Genomic DNA, 20639 nt, shown 5'->3' with positions numbered 1-20639 from the left:
GTCCGGCGTTTGATTGGAATGGGTATGTCTAGCTCGACTCAAGTCAGCTAAACCAGTCATTCCTTGCTCGCGGAAACGGTTGATCCATTTGTAGCCTGTTTTACGAGCTATGCCATAACGCTGGCACAGCTCGCTAATAGAAAATCGATGGCTAAGCCAATCTTCAATGAAAAGTTCTCTTTGGCTCATGATGCAAGTCTCTTCCCATGGCATAAGCTTCTCCTCTTCGAAGCTTACACATTAGCACTTGTTACCCATGTGCCTGGTTAGAACTGTTACCTATGAGCCCGGTCAATACCCAATGTGTGTCATTCCTGCGCAGGCAGGAATCTATTTAAGGCTTGGTGAACGCTTCAATAAGATCCCTGCCTACGCAGGGATGACGATAATTTTGAGTTATTGTGCTCACAATGTGTGTCATTCCTGCGCAGGCAGGAATCTACTTAAGGCTTGGTGAACGCTTCAATAAGATCCCTGCCTACGCAGGGATGCCGATAATTTTGAGTTATTGTGCTCACAACGAGTGTCATTCCTGCGCAGGCAGGAATCTATTTAAGGCTTGGTGAACGCTTCAATAAGATCCCTGCCTACGCAGGGATGACGATAATTTAGGTCGGGATGACTATAGATTGGTAGGGATTACGATAGCTCTAATTGGGACAAGGCATCCCACGTGGTTAGTAATTGTCTTCTGACCAGCCATCGCTGTCCGACATATCGGGAGCACCCGGAATGGTGTTCTCTTCATCCGCCCATTCACCAAAATCAATCATTTGGCACTGCTTAGAGCAGAATGGACGAAACGGGCTCTCTTCACCCCATACCACGTCTGTTTGACATTGTGGGCATGGGACAACAGTTGGTTTACTCATAATAATTCCTGAGTGTGACAGTTCACTGAGTTTGCAGTTAAATGAGTGGGCAGTTAACTGCAAATCGCTAATTCAAATTCAACATCGTTAGGGTAGGCTTGCCCAGACTCAAAAGCAATAAACTTCACCGTAAAGCGGCTCTTATGGCCTGATACCATTGGGTAAACGCCGTAATGCATTGGAATATTGAGTCTGATGATATTCGCCTCTTCAGCTTCACTTTGAAGCAGGCCTGAACGCGCTATTTGCGGTTTAAAGCGGCCGGTTTCGCGAGTGAGTTTTAGCCACAAGTGCAGTGCGTTCATCAGTGGCTTGAGTGATGTCAGCCACATTTCAGCATCATGCATACGCTTGTCGATAGGCAAGTGCAGCCAATGGTGCAGTGTTGGCAAATCAAAACAGCAGGCGCCGCCTGGCAGACCAAAACGCTGACGAATCGCACTTAAGAATCGGTCTTCTTTAAAGGACTGACCGAAACGTTCTGCGCCCATCAGTTCGCGGTGAACGCTATCGAGATCGCCTAGGATCGACCCAAGCATCTCTTGATCGACATCGTCGATGTTGAGCCAGGCTCGATAGGTTTGCCTCTGCTTTTCAAGATCCTTAGCCAGCTCGCTTTTAAGCTGGATCTGCTCAAAAATCTCTAATAAATCAAACAGAGATTTAAAGAAGATCTGGTGCTGGTAGTTATCTGAAAAAGACGAGGAATGCTGTAGCTGTCTCAGTAGAGATTCAACTCTTAGATATATTCTGGTTTTTTCGTTAAGAGGGTGTTCGAATCTATTTGTGATCATGTGCTAGCCTTTAAACGCTTCCTTGCTATTTTCACCGATTTTTACCGCATAATGCTAGGTACTTTTGGTGCAATTGTGTGACTTGGGGCAAAAGTTGAGCGTTATCAGTATTATTATCAATCACATCATCTGCATGCATTAGTCGGGTATCTCTATCGACTTGTGCTTTGAGTATAGAACGCACCTGTTGTTCGGGCACCCCGTCACGTGTCATTGTTCGGTAAATTTGTGTGTCAGCGGCAACATCGACCACAAGCACGCGATCAGCCATGCTCTGCAAGCCGTTCTCGATAAGCAGCGGTACCACGAGTAAGGTATATGGGCTGGTTGAGGCATTAAGACGCTGCTGCATCTGCTGGCGGATCATCGGATGCAGTAAGTTGTTTACCCACTGTTTTTCTTCATCATTGGCAAAGATGCGCGCCCTAAGTGCAGCGCGATCCAGCGAGCCGTCAGTTTGCAAAATATCACTACCAAAATGCAGTGCTAATGCGTTTAGACCCTCTGAGCCAACCTCAACTACATCGCGGGCTACCACGTCAGCATCGACCAGCTCGATGCCAAACTCATGATGAAACAGATTGGCCACGGTAGTTTTTCCGCTCGCAATGCCACCCGTTAAGCCGACTACAAATCCCACTAGTATACTCCCGTTACCGTCGCCAAATAGAAGTGCGTGATGGCATCACCCCATAGAGCGCTAACCCAGCCTGCAATTGCTAGGTAAGGACCAAAAGGAAACGCCACATCTAAACCTTTGTTTTGCATTCTAAGCTGAATCAAACCAAACACAACGCCAACAACTGAGGAAAGTAAAATAATCACTGGCAGATGTGCCCAGCCAAGCCAAGCGCCCAGAGCCGCGAGCAGCTTGAAATCGCCATAGCCCATACCTTCTTTACCCGTCACTAGCTTAAATAGCCAATAGACAGACCATAAACATAGGTAACCGGCGATAGCGCCAATCACGGAATCTTGCAGTGTAATTGGTGAGATGCCGAATAGCGCAAGGGCTATACCTGTCCAGAGTAGCGGTAGAGTTAGTTGGTCGGGCAGTAGCATAGTATCAAGGTCGATAAAGGTTGCCGCGATAAGCACAAACGTCATGGCAATCAGCGCCACACTGTAGAAGCTAAAACCCAGCTGCCAAGCGACAGTGCCGCTAAGGACGGCGGTGAGCAGCTCGACTAGTGGATAGCGGATACTGATTCTGTTGTCACAGTGACGGCAGCGACCTTTGAGCAACAGCCAGCTTAACAGCGGGATGTTGTCGACAATACGGATGGGCGTGTTGCATGATGGGCAGCTGCTTCTTGGAATGCTGAGATCAAAGCGTCCTTCTGGTGGCGTAATCTTGTATTCAGGGAAGGCTTCTGCACACTCTTCGCGCCAGCCGCGCTCCATCATGATGGGCAATCGGTGGATCACCACATTGAGAAAGCTTCCGACAATAAGGCCAAGAATGGCTGCGAATAAAACAAACAACCAAGGGTAATAAATCAACACGTCCATTTGCGGCTACACAGGAAATAAATCAATAAGTTAATGTCTATGTTAGCCTATTACGGTCATTAAGTTAAAGATAGGAAGGTACATTGCGACCACAAGCCCACCAACGAGGGTTCCTAGAAAAACAATGATAAATGGCTCGAGGATCTTACCCAGATTATCAACGGTATTATCGACTTCCGCTTCATAGATGGCCGCCACGCGATTGAGCATGTCATCAAGGGTGCCGGACTCTTCACCAATCATTACCATTTGCAGCACCATTTCGGGAAAGGCATCCGCTTGACGCATCGCTAGATGGATTGGTGTACCGGCAACAATATCGGAATGGATCGATTGAATCACTTGTTGGTAATAGAGATTGTCAGCGGTTTTTGCACTGGCTTGTATGCTCGATAATATCGGTATTCCGGCGCTAAAGCTGGTAGATAGAGTGCGACTGAACTTGGCAATGGAGGCTTTAGTGATCACTTGGCCTATGATAGGTATTCGCAATACAAGGCGACTGGTGTAAAGCCGCACGCTAAAACTGCGCTGACGAGCGACCTTTAGGCCAAAAGTGGCAAGAATAAACAGGTTAATACTCAGAAAACCATTCTGTTGAAACCACGCTGAAAGATTGAGCACTTGCTGAGTAAACCAAGGAAGGTCGGCATTAAAGCCGCGAAACATCGATTCAAACTCTGGCACTACGGTGGTGAGCATCAGATAGGTAACACCAAGTGAAACCAATAGGATCATGACTGGATAAATCAGCGCTTTAACCACTTTGGAACGCAGCATCTCTTGCTTTTCACGATAGTCCGCTAAGCGATCAAACACACCCGCTAAGTTACCTGAGTTTTCTCCGGTGGCGACCATATCGACATAAAAGCTATCAAAGTGGCGGCTAGCCACCTGCATTACGCGTGAAATGGGTGTACCGGCTTCCAGTCCTTTGCTGATTTGCGACAGTATCGATTTCATCTCTGCCTTGGCCTGATTGTCAGCTATCAATTTGATGGCATGAACAATGGGAATACCTGTGCTCAGCATGGTGGCAAGCTGGCGGGTAAGGATGGTGATGTCTTTGCCTTTGATGCGTTGAGTCAGCTTAGTCCAAGTAGAAATGCTGCGTTTTCTGAGTTTACGAACCTGGATATGTTGCTGCTTGAGGGTTTCACGCGCCTCAGGCTCGGTCAGAGCCAATGTTTGACCTGAGACTTTCTTACCTTGGCTGTTCACGCCTTTCCAGTGAAACGCTTTGAGCGTTGGTTCGAGCTTTTTACCCATACTGCTTAACCCATGATTAGAAATAGAGCACGCGCTGCAACTCTTGATAGCTGGTCACGCCATCTCGAAGCTTTTCAATGCCCGATTGTTTGAGAGTGGTCATCCCTTGAGATTGTGCCAATGCTTCTATCTCTTGCATGCTTGCACCGATAAGCAAAGCATTGGCGATTTCGTGGGTACACTCCATCACTTCATAAATGCCTGTACGCCCCAAATAGCCATAGTTACAATGATTGCAGCCCTGCTCGCTGGCTTGATAGATAAGTTCATCGTCACTAATGGCGAGGGAGTGACGCAGTGGCGGTAACATAGGGTCGATAACCTTACAATGCTGACACAGCTTGCGGGCTAGGCGCTGAGCAATGATGAGTGAGAGTGAAGAGGCGAGGTTAATGCTTTCAACGCCCATATTTTTAAGTCGCATCACCGTCTCTGCCGCTGAGTTGGTGTGCAGAGTAGAAAGCACTAAGTGGCCGGTTTGCGCTGCTTTCACCGCGATCTCCGCCGTTTCAATATCACGGATCTCTCCCAGCATCACCACATCCGGATCTTGACGTAGAAACGATCGCAGCGCGGTCGAAAAATCAAAGCCGATCTTTGGATTGATTTGCACCTGATTGATCCCATCTAGGTGGATCTCAACCGGATCTTCCGCCGTTGATACGTTGCGCTCAGCGGTATTGAGGATATTGAGTCCAGTATACAAAGAAACGGTTTTTCCGCTTCCCGTCGGCCCTGTCATTAAGATCATACCTTGTGGCTTTTTAAGTGCAGCAAGGTAGAGGGATTTTTGCAGTTCGTTATAACCCAGTTGATCGATATCGAGATTAGCAGAATCGCCATCCAGCAGACGTAATACGATCTTCTCACCCCACATAGTAGGTAAGGTCGATACGCGCATATCAATCGAAGCAGTTTCCGATAGCCTCAATTTCAAACGCCCATCCTGCGGCAATCGGCGCTCGGCGATATCTAGCTTTGCTAGGATTTTGATCCTCGCCGCCAAACGTCGACTCAACTGAGTGGCAGGCTGGTGGGTCTCAATCAAGATCCCATCGCAGCGTAAGCGAATGCGGTATAGATGCTCATAGGGCTCGAAATGGATATCAGAAGCTTTTTTGCGTACCGCATCCATGAGGACTTGGTGGATAAAGCGACTGACTGGCGAATCATCTTGGGAGAGATCTTCGATGTTGTCGATTTCGGCATCGCTGACTTGGACTAGGTTGGCGAGATCGTCTGAGGTGAGTTGTTTGGTTTCTGAGCTGGAGTCTAGGTTATTGTCACCGAAAAGTTTACGTATTGTAGAGCGAATGTCTTGGCAATTAGCTAGCACCAACTCAGTTTGCAGCCCCGTAGCAAAGCGAAAGTCATTTTCAGTTTCTACTACAGTAGGATCGGATATTGCGATAGTTAAACAGTGATTTTCGAGGCTCAAGGGAAGAGCACGATGTTTAATGATTGTATCGCGAAGGCCTATCTTTTGGCACAAATCAGAAGGGTTGTAGTCATGCAGTTCTTTAATGGTGAGAGAGAAAAGCTTTCCTAGGAAGCTATTTAACTCTTGGGCTGAGATCCAGCCCAAGTCTACAATCCTCTCCGGTATTGAACCTGCATTTAATGAAGCCCACTCAACCAATTGCTCTTTTTGAGTAGTGGATATTAGATGGGCATCATTAAGTACAATTGGAAGGCGAGAATTTATCAAAACCTAATTACAGCCTTTCGGTAATAGGTCTGCGTCAATATTATTAGTTGTACAACTCCAGGCCCCAGCGTCCGTTCTTTGCAAACTTAGAGTATTGGTAGCTATTTTAGGGCTAGAATCACCAGACCTGAACTGAATGTTTATGGTTCCAGCGCCACTACTTTGAGGTGTCAATGAAATGTTACCTAATGCATAAGAGATAGAAACTCCAGCAGCACTGAGATCTGCGGGAAACGCTCCTGTCTCTAGAGTTGTTGTTTCAATAGGTGTTTTAAGGGCTGTAAGTGTTGCAAGCGCAGATGCTGTCTCACTCTTAGCAATGTAGTTTTGGTAAGTTGGAACAGCCACAGTAGCCAGCACCCCAATCACCGCCACCACAATCATCAACTCAATCAAGGTAAAACCTTGTTGTTTTGTTGTTTTTCTCATTTTTTATCCTTAATAAATTAGTTGTACAAGGAAAACATACTCTTGAGGTTTACCCCAATAAAGTTAATGACTTAGCGCGCTAGAGACGGTTCTAAAAAATGAAGAGGCGTTGCAGTAGGTTGCAGTTTGAATGCGAGTGATATTGAAGTGAAAGGTCTAGCACTGAGTGATAAATAGTCAGTAAAAACAGTGACTCACGGAGTGATGAGATCAAAAAAGCGAAGCTGTTTGCTTCGCTTTTCGTAACGCAGATTTATGGTCTTGGATGATTAGTCCTTAAACCTCATCGACAAATCCATCGCCTTAAGATGCTTAGTCAACGCACCAACAGAAATGTAGTCGACGCCTGTTTCAGCAAACTCAGCGATAGTGTTTAGAGTAACATTGCCTGAGTTTTCAAGTGCTGCGCGGCCAGCGTTGATTTCAACGGCTTTGCGCATCATGTCGGTGGTGAAGTTGTCGAGCATGATGATGTCTGCGCCAGCATCGATTGCTTGTTGCAGCTCTTCCAGTGATTCTGTTTCCACTTCAACCGGTTTGCCTGGGTTTAGCTGCTTAGCGGTTTCAATAGCTTTAGTGATGCCGCCACATGCGATGATGTGGTTCTCTTTAATTAGGTAAGCATCAAACACACCGATGCGGTGGTTGAAACCGCCGCCACAGGCTACAGCGTATTTTAGTGCGCTACGCAGACCCGGGATGGTTTTACGAGTATCAAGTAGGCGACATTCAGTATGAGCGATTTTTGCCGCGTACTTCGCCGTTACTGTCGCGCAGCCTGATAGCGTTTGAATGAAGTTCATTGCGTTACGCTCACCAGTCAATAGCGTGCGCGCAGGACCGGTTAGTGTGCAAAGCACTTGGTTTGGCTCAACTTTGTCGCCATCTTGCACGTGCCATTCAATGCTGACTTCGCCGCCAAGCTGTTTAAACACTTCATCCGCCCACATTTGTCCGCAGAATACGCCGTGTTCACGAGTGATGATCGTGGCTACGTTCTGAGAGTCTGCTGGGATCAGGCTTGCCGTGATATCTGTAGTGACATCCAGTGTTCCGCCCAGATCTTCACGAAGCGTGTCGGCCACGGCACGTGTGATTTCTGAAGGAAGTTGCTGCTTTAGATATTCAAGACGTTCTTGGCTGTTATGTGTGTTTTTCATCGCTTAACGTGTTTAGTGGGGGAACGAAGTGGGCATGATACTCTTGCTTGTGCGGAATTTCAGCATCAAATCTCGCATTTTATTGGCCGTCGGATAAAATCAAAGCGATAGCGATGTAGATGAGCTCAAAATATATGCAAAACCAAGATAGAACCTATGCCAATCAAGCCGCGGTGAGCGATGCTATGCCAGATACTGTTTCAGGTGTTATCGATGAGCAAGGCTGGTATCCACGAGCAAGGCGAGTGCCTTCTCCCCATTTTGATGCCAGACCCGATAAGGAGGATGTCTCCTTGCTGGTGGTGCACAACATTAGCCTTCCTCCAGGGCAGTTTGGTGGGGGCTATATAGAAGACTTTTTCCTTGGCAAGCTTGATTCGGCTATCCATCCTTTTTTCCACGTGATTAAAGACATGCGTGTTTCGGCGCACTGTTTAATAAGGCGAGATGGTGAAGTGGTTCAGTTTGTTCCTTTTCATGCTAGGGCTTGGCATGCGGGGATGTCGAGCTTTGCAGGCCGAGCAAGGTGCAATGATTACTCGATTGGTATTGAGCTTGAGGGCACAGATTATGTGGCATATACCGAAGCGCAGTATCAGAGCTTGCAGTGCTTAACTTTGTCACTACAAGCGCGTTATCCAGCAATGACTCGTGAACGCATTACCGGGCATCAATACATTGCGCCGCTTAGAAAAAGTGACCCTGGTCTCGTTTTTGATTGGCGTCGTTTCAAAAATTCTCTGTCATAAAAGATTCACTCCACCTCATAATGATGATTTCATGGCCGTTTTGCCATGCCATGAGATATTTTGTTATTCAAATTATTAATAACCAGTGATGCGGTTATTCCTTTCTTTCTTGATATTGGTCAATTTCCTTTGTCTGACAAATAAGGTTCTTTGTTATTGATTTATAAGGATTTTTATAGCACGTAAATTACCCGGTAAGTTTCTTTTATGTAATTGGTCTGACCATGGGTGTTGATGTTTTAATCTATAAATGTTTCATCAAGGTTAACGCAAGGCCAGTTCTATGATGTGAATCAATTTTTCACTAGACATTGGTGTTTTAAATGTGTTAATTTTTACCCCAACTTATAAATTGGTAATACCAATTAACAGCTCAAGCAAGTAGAAGAAAAAAGAATAATAGTTATGGCTTATCAAAGGATCCGTCAGCCGAAACTTTCGGATGTTATCGAGCAAGAATTGGAGCGCTTGATTGTTGAAGGGACACTTTCAGCAGGACAGCAGCTTCCACCTGAACGCGAGCTGGCAAAACAATTTGATGTTTCTCGTCCTTCTATTCGAGAAGCCATTCAGCGACTTGAAGCGAAAAAGCTTCTTACTCGTCGTCAAGGCGGTGGCACGTTCGTTAGCGAGAACATCTGGAAAAGCTTCTCAGATCCCTTGTTAGACCTTCTATCTTCTCACAACGAGACTCAGCTAGATTTGCTTGAGGCTCGTCATGCTATGGAAGGTATTTCTGCTTACTTTGCCGCTTTACGTGGTACTGATGAAGATTTTGCTCAAATCGAGACTTGTCTAAGCAACATTCGCATCGCTCAGGAAGCGGATGATGTGGAAGCTGAAGCTTCAGCTGTGATGGCATTTCTGGTGGCACTTACGGAAGCGGCACACAACGTTGTGTTACTGCATATTGTGAGAAGCTTAGCTCCGCTGCTTGAGCAAAATGTTCTACAGAATTTAGAGCTATTACATCGCCGCTCTGAGGTGGTGGAGAAAGTCAGTAAACACCGAGCTAATATCGTTGAAGCGATCGTCGCTGGTCAGCCAGAAAAGGCACGTGAGATGTCGCATTCGCATTTAGCTTATATCGAAGAAACATTGTTGGATTTGACCCGAGAAGCGTCTCGTCGCGAGCGCTCTTTAAGACGAATTCAACAAGATAGTGATTCTTAAAACTAGAAACGCTTACTTTAATTAAGTAGATCCAACCAACAGAAGGATAGATCGCCATGTCTGACATGAAGCATGACGTAGATGCACTGGAAACTCAAGATTGGCTTCAAGCACTTGAATCCGTTGTTCGTGAAGAAGGTGTAGAACGTGCACAATTTCTACTAGAAACTGTTCTAGAGAAAGCTCGTTTAGATGGCGTTGATATGCCAACAGGCATCAACACTAACTACATCAACACCATTCCAGCAGCTCAAGAACCAGCATACCCTGGTGATACCACACTTGAGCGTCGTATTCGTTCGATTATTCGCTGGAACGCAATCATGATCGTATTGCGTGCTTCTAAGAAAGACCTAGACCTTGGTGGTCACATGGCTTCTTACCAGTCTGCAGCAGCATTCTACGAAGTTTGTTTCAACCACTTCTTCCGTGCTCCAAACGAGACGGATGGTGGCGATCTAGTTTACTACCAAGGTCACATCTCACCGGGTATCTACTCTCGTGCGTTCGTTGAGGGTCGTCTAACTGAAGAGCAGCTAGACAACTTCCGTCAAGAAGTAGACGGTAAAGGTGTTCCTTCATACCCACACCCTAAACTGATGCCTGAGTTCTGGCAGTTCCCAACAGTATCTATGGGTCTTGGTCCAATTTCTGCTATCTACCAAGCGCGTTTCCTTAAGTACCTAAACGGCCGTGGTCTGAAAGATACGTCTGCTCAACGCGTTTACGCCTTCCTAGGTGACGGTGAGATGGATGAGCCAGAATCACGTGGTGCTATTTCTTTCGCTGCGCGTGAGAAGCTAGACAACCTATGTTTCCTAATCAACTGTAACCTACAGCGTCTAGACGGTCCTGTAATGGGTAACGGTAAGATCATTCAAGAGCTTGAAGGTCTATTCAAAGGTGCTGGCTGGAACGTAGTGAAAGTTATCTGGGGTAACAACTGGGACGCACTACTGGCTAAAGATACGACGGGTAAGCTACTACAGCTTATGAACGAAACGATCGATGGCGACTACCAAACATTCAAATCTAAAGATGGCGCATACGTACGTGAGCACTTCTTTGGTAAGTACCCAGAAACAGCTGCACTTGTTGCAGATATGACTGACGACCAAATCTTCGAATTGAAGCGTGGTGGTCACGATTCTTCTAAGCTGTTTGCTGCGTTTAACAATGCAAAAGAAACAAACGGCAAGCCAACGGTAATCCTAGCTAAGACTGTTAAAGGTTACGGCATGGGTGAAGCGGCTGAAGGTAAGAACATCGCTCACGGTGTTAAGAAGATGGACATGACTCACGTACAATACCTACGTGATCGTCTAGGTCTACAAGACCTTCTTTCTGATGAGAAAGTGGCTGAACTGCCTTACCTAAAACTGGAAGAAGGTTCTGCTGAGTACGAATACCTACATGCTCGTCGTAAAGCTCTGAAAGGCTACACGCCACAGCGTCTACCTAAGTTCACTCAAGAGTTCAAAGTACCAGAGCTAGAAGAGTTTGCTCCTCTACTAGGTGCTCAGAAGCGTGAAATTTCAACGACAATGGCTTATGTACGTACGTTGAACATTCTTCTTAAAGACAAGAACATCGGTAAGAACATCGTTCCTATCATCTGTGATGAAGCGCGTACGTTCGGTATGGAAGGTCTATTCCGTCAGGTTGGTATCTACAACCCTGACGGTCAAGAATACACACCTGAAGATAAAGGCATCGTTTCTTACTACAAAGAAGCAACATCAGGCCAAGTTCTTCAAGAAGGTATCAACGAACTAGGTTCAATGGCATCTTGGGTTGCTGCTGCTACTTCATACAGCACAAACGATCTGCCAATGATTCCGTTCTACATCTACTACTCAATGTTCGGTTTCCAACGTATTGGTGACATGGCATGGCTAGCAGGTGACCAACAAGCTCGTGGCTTCCTACTAGGTGCTACAGCTGGTCGTACAACACTGAACGGTGAAGGTCTACAGCACGAAGATGGCCACTCGCACATTCAAGCGAACACTATCCCTAACTGTATCTCTTACGACCCAACATTCGCTTACGAGCTAGCAGTAATCATGCAAGATGGTATCCGTCGTATGTACGGTCCTGAGCAAGAAAATATTTACTACTACCTAACAGTAATGAATGAAAATTACGCGATGCCAGCAATGCCAGAAGGCGCTGAAGAAGGCATCCGTAAAGGTATCTACAAGCTTGAGTCTCACCTTCCTCAAGGCGAACAGGCTGCTAAGGGTAAAGTTCAGCTAATGAGCTCTGGTACTATCATGAACGAAGTACGTAAAGCAGCGACTATCCTGAGCGAAGAGTACGGTGTTGCGTCTGACGTGTTCTCTGTAACATCGTTCAACGAGCTAACTCGTGACGGTCAAAACGTAGAGCGTTACAACATGCTTCACCCAGAAGCAGAGGCGAAAGTACCTTACATCACAACAGTTCTAGGTAACGAGCCAGCAATCGCTGCGACCGACTACATGAAGAACTACGCTGAGCAAGTACGCGCATTCATGCCTACTGAGTCATACAAAGTACTTGGTACCGATGGTTACGGCCGCTCAGACAGCCGTGAAAACCTACGTCGTCACTTCGAAGTTAACGCTGGCTACGTGGTAGTTGCAGCGCTAACTGAACTAGCGAAGCGCGGTGATGTTGAGAAGTCTGTTGTGGCTGAAGCAATCGCTAAGTTCAACATCAACACTGAAAAGACTAACCCACTTTACGCTTAATACAGCGCTTAATTAGAAGGTAAATAAGCAATGGCAATCGAAATTAATGTACCTGACATCGGTGCGGATGAGGTTGAAGTTACTGAGATTCTTGTAAGCGTTGGCGACAAGGTGGAAGAAGAGCAGTCTCTTATCACGGTTGAAGGCGACAAGGCTTCTATGGAAGTTCCAGCGTCTCAAGCAGGTATCGTTAAAGAAATCAAAGTAGCAGAAGGCGATTCTGTTACTACTGGTTCTCTAATTATGATTTTCGAAGCCGAGGGGGCAGCTGACGCTGCTCCTGCTCCTGCGACGGAAGCGGCTCCAGCAGCGGCTCCAGCTCCAGCAGCAGCGGCTGAACTTAAAGAAGTTCACGTTCCAGATATCGGTGGCGACGAAGTAGAAGTTACTGAAATCATGGTTAAAGTTGGCGATGCAGTAGAAGAAGAGCAATCTCTTCTAACTGTAGAAGGCGACAAAGCTTCTATGGAAGTACCAGCTCCATTTGCAGGTACGGTTAAAGAGATCAAGATTGCTGAAGGTGATTCAGTAACGACTGGTTCTCTTGTTATGGTATTTGAAACTGCCGGTTCTGGTGCGCCAGCAGCTGCTCCTGCAGTTGAAGCAGCTCCTGCAGCAGCTCCTGCGGCGTCTGCTGAAAAAGAAGTTAACGTTCCAGATATCGGCGGCGACGAAGTAGAAGTTACTGAGATCATGGTTAAAGTTGGCGATACAGTAGAAGAAGAGCAATCTCTAATTACTGTAGAAGGCGACAAAGCTTCTATGGAAGTACCAGCACCATTCGCAGGCACAGTTAAAGAGATCAAGATTGCTGAAGGTGATTCAGTAACAACTGGCTCTTTAATCATGGTATTCGAAGTGGCTGGCGCAGCTCCAGTAGCAGCTCCTGTTCAAGCGGCGGCACCTGCGGCAGCGGCTCCGGCTCCAGCAGCGAAAGCGGATGCAGCACCGCAAGCGAACGACTTCCAAGAAAACAACGACTACGCACATGCGTCTCCTGTTGTTCGTCGTCTAGCTCGCGAATTTGGCGTTAACCTATCTAAGGTTAAAGGTACTGGCCGTAAGAGCCGTATCCTTAAAGAAGACGTTCAGTCTTACGTTAAAGATGCACTTAAGCGTCTTGAGTCTGGTGCTGCGGCATCTGGCAAAGGCGGTGACGGCTCTGCTCTTGGTCTACTACCTTGGCCGAAGGTTGACTTCAGCAAGTTTGGTGAGACTGAAGTTCAGAAGCTTTCTAAGATCAAGAAGATCTCTGGTGCTAACCTACACCGTAACTGGGTAATGATCCCGCACGTTACACAGTGGGATAACGCGGATATCACAGCGCTAGAAGCGTTCCGTAAAGAGCAAAACGCTATCGAAGCGAAGAAAGATTCAGGTATGAAGATCACGCCACTAGTGTTCATCATGAAAGCTGTTGCTAAAGCACTTGAAGCCTTCCCAGCGTTTAACTCCTCTCTATCTGAAGATGGCGAGAGCATCATTCTTAAGAAGTACGTAAACGTTGGTATCGCAGTGGATACACCAAACGGTCTTGTTGTTCCTGTATTTAAAGACGTGAACAAGAAGGGCATCTACGAGCTATCTGAAGAGCTAATGGTTATCTCTAAGAAAGCACGTTCAGGCAAGCTAACTGCTGCAGATATGCAAGGTGGCTGTTTCACTATCTCAAGCCTAGGCGGCATCGGTGGTACTGCATTTACACCTATCGTAAATGCACCTGAAGTTGGTATCCTTGGTGTGTCTAAGTCTGAAATGAAGCCAGTATGGAACGGTAAAGAATTTGAACCGCGCCTACAGCTGCCACTTTCACTATCGTACGATCACCGTGTGATTGACGGTGCGGAAGGTGCACGTTTCATTACTTATCTAAACAGCTGCTTGAGCGATATTCGTCGCTTGGTGCTTTAAGGTAGCTGACTGACCCCCTCTAGCTCCCCCGGCTACGCGCCGCGTTATTAAGGGGGAGAACTACGGGCTAGCTCCTAGCGTCGCATCACCTTTTCAAACAAGCGATGCGCAGCGAGCCTAAGTTCCTTCCCTTAATAAGGGGAGGCCAGGAGGGGTAAAAAACCAAATTCATACAACAATTCCCCGTGAATTGTCGTCTAGCTCACAGGCTAAATTGATTTACTTTTCACACCATTAACATCTCTGTAAAATGTTGGCGGTCTGAAATCATAAATATTTAAACTCATTACGCTATAAACGTTGTCATAAGGCGTTTGAGCGAAGTTTATAAAAAAGAAAATCAATACCCACTCAGCCTGTTAGGGATAATGACTACAAGAGGTCAAAATGAGCAAAGAAATTAAAGCCCAAGTTGTTGTACTTGGTTCTGGTCCTGCTGGTTACTCTGCCGCATTCCGCTGTGCAGACCTAGGTCTTGAAACTGTTCTTATCGAACGTTATAGCACCTTAGGTGGTGTGTGTCTGAATGTGGGTTGTATCCCATCTAAAGCGCTTCTTCACGTTTCAAAAGTTATCGAAGAAGCCAAAGCAATGGCTGAACATGGTGTTGTTTTCGGTGAGCCACAAACAGACATCAACAAGATCCGTATCTGGAAAGAGAAGGTTGTAAACCAGCTAACTGGTGGTCTTGGCGGTATGGCTAAGATGCGTAAAGTTAACATCGTTAACGGTTACGGTAAGTTCACTGGCCCTAACTCGATCCTTGTTGAAGGTGAAGGCGAGTCAACAACAGTAACGTTTGACAACGCTATCATCGCAGCAGGCTCTCGCCCGATCAAACTGCCATTCATTCCACACGAAGATCCACGTATTTGGGACTCAACCGACGCTCTTGAGCTAAAAGAAGTACCAGGAAAACTGCTTATCATGGGTGGTGGTATCATCGGTCTAGAAATGGCTACGGTATACCACTCTCTAGGTTCTAAAGTTGACGTGGTTGAGATGTTTGACCAGCTTATCCCTGCAGCGGATAAAGATATGGTTAAGGTTTACACCAAGCGTATTAAGAACAAGTTCAACTTGATGCTTGAGACCAAAGTAACGGCCGTTGAAGCGAAAGAAGACGGTATTTATGTTTCAATGGAAGGCAAGAAAGCCCCTGCTGAAGCTGAGCGTTACGATGCAGTTCTTGTTGCTATCGGTCGCGTGCCAAACGGTCTGCTTCTTGATGCCGAGAAAGCGGGTATTGAAGTGGATGAGCGCGGCTTTATCAATGTTGATAAGCAAATGCGTACTAACGTTCCACATATTCACGCTATCGGTGACATCGTTGGTCAGCCAATGCTTGCTCACAAAGGTGTGCATGAAGGTCACGTAGCGGCTGAGGTTATTTCTGGTAAGAAGCACTACTTTGACCCGAAAGTGATTCCTTCAATTGCTTACACTGAGCCAGAAGTGGCATGGGTTGGTAAGACAGAAAAAGAAGCGAAAGCGGAAGGCATTAACTACGAAGTGGCGACATTCCCATGGGCAGCATCAGGCCGTGCTATCGCGTCTGACTGTGCTGATGGTATGACTAAGCTTATCTTTGATAAAGAGTCTCACCGTGTTATTGGTGGTGCTATCGTTGGTACTAACGGTGGTGAACTGCTTGGTGAAATCGGTCTAGCGATCGAGATGGGTTGTGATGCAGAAGATATCGCTCTGACTATCCACGCTCACCCAACACTACACGAATCTGTAGGTCTTGCAGCAGAAGTATTTGAAGGCACAATCACTGACCTTCCAAATGCGAAAGCGAAGAAAAAGAAGTAAGTTCTGAATAAAGAAAAACGGCCAGTAGCAATACTGGCCGTTTTTTTATGGTTTTGATTTATCGCTTTGAATTGTCACTTCTATTTGCGCGAGGCAAGTAGCTAGCGAGGTTCTAGTCGCGATGAGCAAACTAAGATGCGTGCGCTTCACCGTTGTTGTAAATACACACCATGTCCATATAGCAATCAGTGAGTGATTTTACGATATCGCTATCGTTAGTGCGCATTGCTTCTACAAATAGTGAGTAGCAAAGACCATGGAATAGGCTAGTTAAGTGTTTTGGATTGTGGTGTGGGCACACTTCACCGCGTTCAATGGCTTTAATGAACATGTTTTCAATCAAAGCTTGGCTGGTTTTGTTTGAGCTAACAAACAGCGGCCAAACTTCATCACGTGTCGATGTGCTCCACTCAAACCAGACTTTATTCCAGTGACAATCTTCGACCACCATGTCGACCACACCATCTAGGATGTTCGCCAAGTTGTCTTTGATGTTCACATCAAGATCAATCGTGTTAGATAGAAAGTTTGAGTACTGGCATACGACGTGATTGAGTACTTCATCCACCAAGTCTTCACGAGTTGGGAAATAGTTGAATACTGTTGCCACCGAGACCTGTGCGATTTCAGCGATATCGGCGTGTCCCCCGCGTCCAATGCCACGCTTTGCAAATACTTCAAGCGCTATCTCCATAAGCTGTAGTTTACGCTTTTGTGGAGACAGACGAGTCCTAGGTCTTTTTACTATAGAGTCCATATTGTTTTTCCTTGCCAACGATTGTCGAGGTGGTGACTTTTTATTAGTCGCCTTATTCCTCGTTTATTATGAGTCAGCCATTTCACATGACGGAAAACCACATAAACCCTTTGACCGATGACGTTATACCAGTCTTTGTAGGGTTATTTCCAAAATGGAAATTAACTGCTCCTATTTTTCTAATTCCAAATAAGTGTAATGGTGCATATGTTAATGGTCAATAGTCATACACTGATAATTATCATAATTAAGAGTAATTTATCTGCGTATCACATTTTGTTGTGAAATTAATAAAATATTTCAACAGAAGTCGTTAACAGTGGGGCGGTTATTGTAGTTGTTACCAAGGACTATGAGCGTGCTGCGGGTTTTTATCGGATGGTATAAAGTGATACTATTGCGCGCAAATTGACAGGCATGCCTAGGCGAGCGACTTTATCTTGATGTTTTATACTCTATCAAGGTGCGCGGTCATGGCTGCGTTTGTTCTACCCATATACCAACATCGAGATAGATATGAAACATACTGTAGAAGTCATGATCTCTGAGCAAGAAGTTCATGAGCGCGTACAAGTGTTAGGCAAAGCCATCACCGAACATTACCAAGGCAGCGAAGATCTAGTGATGGTCGGTCTGCTTCGTGGCTCATTTGTGTTTATGGCGGATTTGGCTCGTGCGATTGATTTGACCCACTGCGTGGACTTCATGACCGCTTCTAGCTACGGCAACACGATGAAAAGCTCTCGCGATGTGCGCATTCTTAAAGATCTTGATGATGACATTAAAGGTAAAGACGTACTGCTAGTAGAAGACATTATTGATACAGGTAACACGCTAAACAAAGTGAAAGAGATTTTGTCGCTGCGCGAGCCTAAGTCTATCGAGATTTGTACTTTACTGGATAAGCCTTCTCGCCGTGAAGTTGACGTTGATGTAAAGTGGATTGGTTTTGAGATCCCAGACGAGTTTGTTGTGGGCGTGGGTATCGATTACGCTCAGAAATATCGTCACCTGCCATATATTGGCAAGGTAGTGCCTCAAGAGTAATCTCTCGAGTAATAAAAAAGCCCACAAGTGGGCTTTTTTTGATTCTGTGTGGGCTTATTACTCAGCGCCGAGGATTGTCTGCATTGCCGTTTGGTAGTTTGCTTCCAATGTTTCACGGCTTGAGCAACGAACACCTAAATCTTCAAGTTTGCCATCACCAATACCATAAACCACACCATGCACTTCTACGTCTTGGCCTCTTTCCCACGCATTTTGCAGAATCGTTGAGTTGCCAAGGTTATAAACCTGTTCAGCAACGTTGATCTCGCATAGCTTGTCACCCCACGTCTCACGCGGTAAATCATTTAAGAACTTACGGTGCTTGAGGTACAAATCGCGAATATGCAGAAGCCAGTTATTGATAAGACCTAGTTGAGGATTGTCGATAGCCGCATTTACACCACCGCAGCCGTAGTGGCCACATACAATAATGTGCTTCACTTTGAGAACGTCAACCGCGTATTGCACCACGGACAAGCAGTTCAGGTCGGTATGAATGACTTGGTTAGCCACGTTTCGATGAACAAAAAGCTCACCTGAATAGAGGCCTGTGAGTCGCTCTGCTGGGACTCGGCTATCGGAACAACCGATCCAAAGAAAGCCCGGGCTTTGTCCCTCTTCAAGCTTAGCGAAATACTCAGGGCGCTGAGAGGTGATCTCTTGCGACCATTTTGAGTTGTTGTCAAAAAGTTGTTTGATTTCCGGCATGGTACTTCCCTTCAATGATTCGCCACACTATACACAATGTTACAAATTGAATCTCGTTAAAAAGTGTCACAAATTCACTCATCTGACGTGTTCTTGCACGTAAAATCAGATATTTAACGATTGCGTGACAAACTGTCATAACTTATGTCGAATGAGCAGTATTTAATAAATATTAACTCATCGTCACATTTGTTAACCTGAATCAATTTTTTGGTTATTTTTCAGGGATAGTAATGAAGTTAGGACGTCGTTTTGAAGATATTAACCTAAAAGGAGATCTGTTTGGTGGTGTGACCACCGCGATTATCTCTTTGCCACTTGCGCTCGCATTTGGTGTTGCCTCTGGAGCAGGCGCGGAAGCGGGTTTATGGGGTGCGATCATGGTTGGCTTGTTCGCCGCGCTATTCGGCGGTTCATCCACTTTGATCTCTGAGCCGACCGGCCCGATGACCGTCATCATGACGGCCGTGTTAACCAGTATGATGGCCAAATACCCAGAAACTGGTCTGGCGATGACCTTTACCGTCGTCATGATGGCGGGTGTATTTCAGATATTGCTTGGTACATTAAAGCTGGGGAAATACGTCACCTTAATGCCATACAGTGTGGTGTCGGGCTTCATGTCAGGGATTGGCGTTATTCTTATCATACTCCAGTTAGCGCCACTGCTTGGGCAAGCCGCACCATCTGGTGGAGTGATTGGTACCTTAACAGCGTTGCCAGATATGTTGGCGAACATAGATGTAGCGGAGCTGTTTTTAGGCGTGTTAACACTCGCAATTTTGTTTCTTTTACCTAAGAAGTATCGTCAACACGTGCCGCCGCAGCTTGTTGCACTGGTGGCTGTGACGCTGCTGTCGGTACTGCTGTTTGACAATGAATCCATTCGCCGCATTGGTGAAATTCCAGCAGGTCTACCTTCACTGGTGATGCCGCATTTCAATGCAGAAATGTTCACAGAGATGGTGATTGATGCTCTAGTTTTAGGCACGCTGGGCTGTATCGATACACTGCTTACCGCGGTTATCGGTGACTCATTGACTCGTAAAGAGCACGATTCAGACAAAGAGCTGCGTGGTCAAGGGCTTGCTAATTTACTGGCGGGTTTATTTGGCGCACTACCAGGTGCAGGTGCGACCATGGGGACAGTAACCAACATTCAAGTTGGAGCTCGCTCACCTCTTTCTGGCGTGGTTCGCGCTTTGGTACTCATGCTGGTGGTATTGGTCGCCAGTGGTTTAACAGAACCGATCCCAATGGCGGTACTGGCAGGTATCGCAGTGTACGTCGGTTTCAATATTTTGGATTGGAGCTTCATTCAACGAGCTCATAAAGTCAGTATCCCGGGTATGGCCATCATGTATGGTGTGATGCTTCTGACGGTGTTTGTCGACTTGATTGTCGCGGTCGGACTTGGGGTGTTTATCTCAAACATTATTATTATCGAGCGTTTGAGCCGTGAGCAAGCAAGGCAGGTAAAAGCCATCAGTGATGCCGATGATGACGATGTACCATTAACGGATGCGGAAAAAGCACTGCTCGACAAGTCGCAAGGCAAAGTACTGTTTTTCTATTTGTCGGGACCGATGATCTTCAGTGTATCGAAAGCGATTTCTAGGCAGCACTCGAGCATTGCTGATTACCAAGCAATGATCCTCGATTTGACTGATGTTCCTATGATCGACGTAACGGTCGGGTTGGCATTGGAAAATGCGATTAAAGATGCACAAGATGCTCACTGTCATGTCTACTTACTCTGCCCACACGATAAGATCCGTCAACAACTTGATAAATTCCACGTTGTTGATTTGGTGCCGGATGACAATATCTTCATTGAACGTGAGGCGGCTTTAGAGGCGGCACATGTGGCTACGGCATAGAGACCGATAACTTTACCGAAAAGCGAGTGCGGATTTATCCACACTCGCTTTTTTATATTCATTTTTGCTAATTGACTTGAAAACTGGTGCAGCAATCATCATGTGTAGTACCATCAGATA

General features: G+C 46.1%; 18 protein-coding genes. 7 read left to right on the top strand and 11 right to left on the bottom strand.

The window, feature by feature from the left end:
- The 9 genes from L4C42_RS12225 to nadC all read right to left on the bottom strand — a co-directional run.
- The coding region (locus L4C42_RS12225; protein ID WP_429760650.1) for a helix-turn-helix domain-containing protein at positions 1–213 on the bottom strand (213 nt) is incomplete at its 3' end.
- A gap of 464 nt (positions 214–677) precedes the next feature.
- Positions 678–872, bottom strand: coding sequence for a DNA gyrase inhibitor YacG (gene yacG, locus L4C42_RS12220; protein WP_353497776.1), 195 nt, complete (start codon positions 870–872; stop codon positions 678–680).
- 53 nt (positions 873–925) lie between these two features.
- Positions 926–1666 (bottom strand): cell division protein ZapD, encoded by a 741-nt coding sequence (gene zapD / locus L4C42_RS12215; protein WP_338163453.1) that lies wholly within the window; start codon positions 1664–1666, stop codon positions 926–928.
- A 31-nt stretch (positions 1667–1697) separates the two neighbouring features.
- Positions 1698–2306, bottom strand: coding sequence for a dephospho-CoA kinase (coaE, locus tag L4C42_RS12210; RefSeq protein WP_353497777.1), 609 nt, complete (start codon positions 2304–2306; stop codon positions 1698–1700).
- Complete coding sequence (locus L4C42_RS12205; RefSeq protein WP_353497778.1) at positions 2306–3178, bottom strand: prepilin peptidase; 873 nt, start codon at positions 3176–3178, stop codon at positions 2306–2308. The genes coaE and L4C42_RS12205 overlap by 1 nt, the downstream gene beginning before the upstream one ends.
- 42 nt (positions 3179–3220) lie before the next feature.
- On the bottom strand, positions 3221–4447 hold the full coding sequence (locus L4C42_RS12200; protein WP_353497779.1) for a type II secretion system F family protein: 1227 nt from the start codon (positions 4445–4447) through the stop codon (positions 3221–3223).
- A gap of 16 nt (positions 4448–4463) precedes the next feature.
- Positions 4464–6152, bottom strand: a complete 1689-nt coding sequence (gene pilB / locus L4C42_RS12195) for a type IV-A pilus assembly ATPase PilB (RefSeq protein WP_353498649.1) — start codon at positions 6150–6152, stop codon at positions 4464–4466.
- 6 nt (positions 6153–6158) lie between these two features.
- Positions 6159–6584, bottom strand: coding sequence for a pilin (locus L4C42_RS12190; protein ID WP_353497780.1), 426 nt, complete (start codon positions 6582–6584; stop codon positions 6159–6161).
- A gap of 269 nt (positions 6585–6853) precedes the next feature.
- Positions 6854–7744, bottom strand: a complete 891-nt coding sequence (gene nadC, locus L4C42_RS12185; protein ID WP_353497781.1) for a carboxylating nicotinate-nucleotide diphosphorylase — start codon at positions 7742–7744, stop codon at positions 6854–6856.
- Positions 7745–7929: 185 nt separating this feature from the next.
- Between nadC and ampD the strand changes: the two genes are divergently transcribed.
- The 5 genes from ampD (at position 7930) to lpdA (ending at position 16127) form a co-directional block, all read left to right on the top strand.
- Entirely contained in the window at positions 7930–8493 is a 564-nt protein-coding gene (gene ampD, locus L4C42_RS12180; protein WP_353498650.1) for a 1,6-anhydro-N-acetylmuramyl-L-alanine amidase AmpD, read from the top strand.
- 405 nt (positions 8494–8898) lie between these two features.
- Positions 8899–9666, top strand: a complete 768-nt coding sequence (gene pdhR, locus L4C42_RS12175) for a pyruvate dehydrogenase complex transcriptional repressor PdhR (protein WP_112459454.1) — start codon at positions 8899–8901, stop codon at positions 9664–9666.
- A gap of 56 nt (positions 9667–9722) precedes the next feature.
- Positions 9723–12401 carry a pyruvate dehydrogenase (acetyl-transferring), homodimeric type gene (aceE, locus tag L4C42_RS12170; RefSeq protein ID WP_353497782.1) on the top strand — a complete coding sequence of 893 codons (2679 nt, stop codon included), beginning with the start codon at positions 9723–9725 and terminating at the stop codon, positions 12399–12401.
- A 30-nt stretch (positions 12402–12431) separates the two neighbouring features.
- On the top strand, positions 12432–14312 hold the full coding sequence (gene aceF, locus L4C42_RS12165) for a pyruvate dehydrogenase complex dihydrolipoyllysine-residue acetyltransferase (RefSeq protein ID WP_429760645.1): 1881 nt from the start codon (positions 12432–12434) through the stop codon (positions 14310–14312).
- Positions 14313–14699: 387 nt separating this feature from the next.
- Positions 14700–16127: a dihydrolipoyl dehydrogenase gene (lpdA, locus tag L4C42_RS12160; protein WP_353497784.1), complete on the top strand. Its 1428-nt coding sequence runs from the start codon at positions 14700–14702 to the stop codon at positions 16125–16127.
- 130 nt (positions 16128–16257) lie between these two features.
- Here lpdA and L4C42_RS12155 read toward each other — a convergent pair whose 3' ends face one another.
- Positions 16258–16884 (bottom strand): LuxR/HapR/OpaR family quorum-sensing transcriptional regulator, encoded by a 627-nt coding sequence (locus tag L4C42_RS12155; protein ID WP_418641759.1) that lies wholly within the window; start codon positions 16882–16884, stop codon positions 16258–16260.
- Positions 16885–17400: 516 nt separating this feature from the next.
- Between L4C42_RS12155 and hpt the strand changes: the two genes are divergently transcribed.
- The gene (gene hpt / locus L4C42_RS12150; RefSeq protein WP_353497786.1) at positions 17401–17931 is read left to right on the top strand and encodes a hypoxanthine phosphoribosyltransferase; all 531 of its coding nucleotides are present in this window, start codon (positions 17401–17403) and stop codon (positions 17929–17931) included.
- A 57-nt stretch (positions 17932–17988) separates the two neighbouring features.
- Here hpt and can read toward each other — a convergent pair whose 3' ends face one another.
- Complete coding sequence (gene can / locus L4C42_RS12145) at positions 17989–18639, bottom strand: carbonate dehydratase (RefSeq protein WP_353497787.1); 651 nt, start codon at positions 18637–18639, stop codon at positions 17989–17991.
- A 233-nt stretch (positions 18640–18872) separates the two neighbouring features.
- Here can and L4C42_RS12140 point away from each other — a divergent pair, with 233 nt between their 5' ends.
- On the top strand, positions 18873–20519 hold the full coding sequence (locus L4C42_RS12140) for a SulP family inorganic anion transporter (RefSeq protein ID WP_353497788.1): 1647 nt from the start codon (positions 18873–18875) through the stop codon (positions 20517–20519).
- The last annotated feature ends 120 nt before the right edge of the window (positions 20520–20639 follow it).

This window comes from Vibrio wakamikoensis (genome assembly GCF_050337275.1).
GTDB classification, from domain to species: Bacteria; Pseudomonadota; Gammaproteobacteria; order Enterobacterales; family Vibrionaceae; genus Vibrio; species Vibrio chaetopteri.
Note: the sequence above shows the minus strand (reverse complement) of the source record. Positions and strands in the feature narration are given on the sequence as shown.